3 protein-coding genes and 1 pseudogene are annotated in these 2,038 nt (G+C 60.8%); all 4 read left to right on the top strand.

Annotated elements, in window-relative coordinates; genetic code table 11:
* Positions 1 to 267: pseudogene (locus H165_RS18880) on the top strand (alkaline phosphatase); the annotation flags it as partial.
* An 86-nt stretch (positions 268 to 353) separates the two neighbouring features.
* A complete protein-coding gene (locus H165_RS0118005) occupies positions 354 to 1,289 on the top strand; it encodes a recombination directionality factor (RefSeq protein ID WP_017940312.1) in 936 nt (311 codons plus the stop codon).
* Positions 1,270 to 1,767 carry a RadC family protein gene (gene radC / locus H165_RS0118000; protein ID WP_017940311.1) on the top strand — a complete coding sequence of 166 codons (498 nt, stop codon included), beginning with the start codon at positions 1,270 to 1,272 and terminating at the stop codon, positions 1,765 to 1,767. The genes H165_RS0118005 and radC overlap by 20 nt, the downstream gene beginning before the upstream one ends.
* Before the next feature lie 9 nt (positions 1,768 to 1,776).
* Positions 1,777 to 1,947 (top strand): hypothetical protein, encoded by a 171-nt coding sequence (locus H165_RS19805; RefSeq protein ID WP_017940310.1) that lies wholly within the window; start codon positions 1,777 to 1,779, stop codon positions 1,945 to 1,947.
* Positions 1,948 to 2,038 lie beyond the last annotated feature (91 nt).

The raw sequence follows: 2,038 nt of genomic DNA, 5'->3' as shown, positions 1-2,038 counted from the left end.
GCGGGACTCACCGCCGCCTTCATCGAGTTAAAGGCGCTGCGCCAGTCGATTGCCGACAAGGAAAAGCGCGAGGCTGAGCTCAAGCAGATGCTGCAACAGGCCATGGGCGATGCCAGCCGGGCGGAGTTCGCCAGCGGCTACATCACCTGGCGCAAGGCCAAGGACAGCGTCGGTCTCGATGTCGCGCAGCTACTCAAGGACAAGCCGCACCTGCAGGCCAAGTACCCGCTGCTAAAGCCTGGTGCACGGCGCTTCCTGATCGGCTGAACCACACCTCCTCCATCCCTCCCCCTTGGCCAGTCAATGCTGCTCACCCTGCATGGCTGGCCTTTTTTAATTTCAGGAGAGTCATCATGCTCAAAGGTCTGGCTATCACCCCGCCGGTACTCGGGCGGATTTCCATCGGCAAGTTCATCGAGAAGAACGGCAGGCGCCTGCCGGAGAAGGATGACCAGTTCACCATCACGTCCCAAGTGCAGGGCAAGGATGGTTGGCTGCTGCACCCGCTGAATGACGAGCTGCGCCAGAACAAGGACGACAAGCTGCGCAGCATCCCGGTACGCCTGCTGTTCAACGAACCGGAGCTGAACTTCCGGGCCGACTACACGCTGTTCGACCGGCAATCGGGCCGACCGGTTTGCGTTGGCAATGGCGAGACCTGCAAGCGGGTTACCCAGGACGGAATCCAGTCGCTGCCCTGCCCCTCACCGGATGCCTGTCCGCTGGCCAAAGGCGGTGCCTGCAAGCCCTATGGCCGACTGAATGTGGTCATCGGCGATGAGGATCCTCTAGGCAGCTTTGTATTTCGTACCACCGGCTTCAACAGCATCCGGACCCTCGCCGCTCGCCTGCATTACTTCCAGGCCATCTCGGGCAACCGCCTGGCCTGTCTGCCACTGGAACTGCGTCTGCGTGGCAAGTCGACACGACAGAGCCATGGCACGCCGATCTTCTACGCCGATCTGACAGTGCGCGGCGGCATGGACATGGCTGAAGCACTGGTGACAGCCAGCGAACTCGACTCACGGCGTCAGGCAGCCGGCTTCAATCAGGCCGCGCTAGATGAAGCTGCACGACGTGGCTTCGGTAATGGTGCCTTCGAGGACAGCGAGGAGGATGTCAGCGCCATCGTGGAAGAGTTCTACCCCGAGGGTGAGACACCTGCATCAGCACCCACCGCTTCACTCCACCCAACCAAACCCAGCCTGGCTGAAAAGCTCGATGCACAGGCCGCTCGTCAAAACACACCCTCAGACCAAGGAGGACGCCATGCGCCTGCACAAGCTTAAAGCCAGTGACACGACCGGCACCTACCTGGTCGAGTCGCCGGTGACGGAAAACGACATCCTGCTGATGGCCAGGCAACTGGCCAGTCTGCGCCTGCGCAAGGGCCGAGCACTGACCTCGCCTAAGGAGGTGTTCAGTCACCTGCAGGCGCTGCTGGCTGATTATGAGCACGAAGTGTTCGCCCTGCTCATGCTCGACAGCCGGCACCGGGTGATTGCGTTCGAGGAGCTGTTCCGGGGGACTCTCGATGGCGCCAGCGTGTATCCCAGGGAGGTTGTGAAGCTCGCCCTGGAGCACAACGCCGCCGCCTTGATCCTGGTGCACAACCACCCTTCGGGTGACCCTGAGCCTAGCATGGCGGATCGCAACCTCACCACGAAACTGCAGGACGCGCTGAATCTCGTCGGTGTGCGCACGCTCGATCACATCGTGGTGGGGAACGAAGGCTGCGTGTCACTGGCTGAACTGGGCTACCTGTAAGGAGGCGATATGAAGCTACTGCTACGCACGTTCGCAGCCGCGTTCATGTTTGCCGGGATACTGGCTGGCTGCCTGGCGATATTGCTACTGGTGATTCTGATGGTGCGCTTTCCGCCACTGCTCGTGGCTGTGGTGCTGGCGTGCTGGATCTTCAATCGGCTACCGAAGTCTGAACGCTAGGGAAACTCTGAAAAAGACTTCCTGATTTGGTAAAATCCGCCGACTTCACCCGCAGAGCTTTCCGATGAAGCAGATGACCTTCGCCGACGCC

It is taken from the genome of Pseudomonas thermotolerans DSM 14292, from assembly GCF_000364625.1.
In the GTDB taxonomy this organism is placed as follows: domain Bacteria; phylum Pseudomonadota; class Gammaproteobacteria; order Pseudomonadales; family Pseudomonadaceae; genus Aquipseudomonas; species Aquipseudomonas thermotolerans.
This window is presented reverse-complemented; position numbering and strand designations above follow the sequence as displayed.

What these genes read in the sequence shown, in the direction of transcription:
- H165_RS0118005 (WP_017940312.1), top strand. Translation starts at nt 354, where the DNA reads ATGCTCAAAGGTCTGGCTATCACCCCGCCGGTACTCGGGCGGATTTCC.
- H165_RS19805 (WP_017940310.1), top strand. Translation starts at nt 1,777, where the DNA reads ATGAAGCTACTGCTACGCACGTTCGCAGCCGCGTTCATGTTTGCCGGG.
- radC (WP_017940311.1), top strand. Translation starts at nt 1,270, where the DNA reads ATGCGCCTGCACAAGCTTAAAGCCAGTGACACGACCGGCACCTACCTG.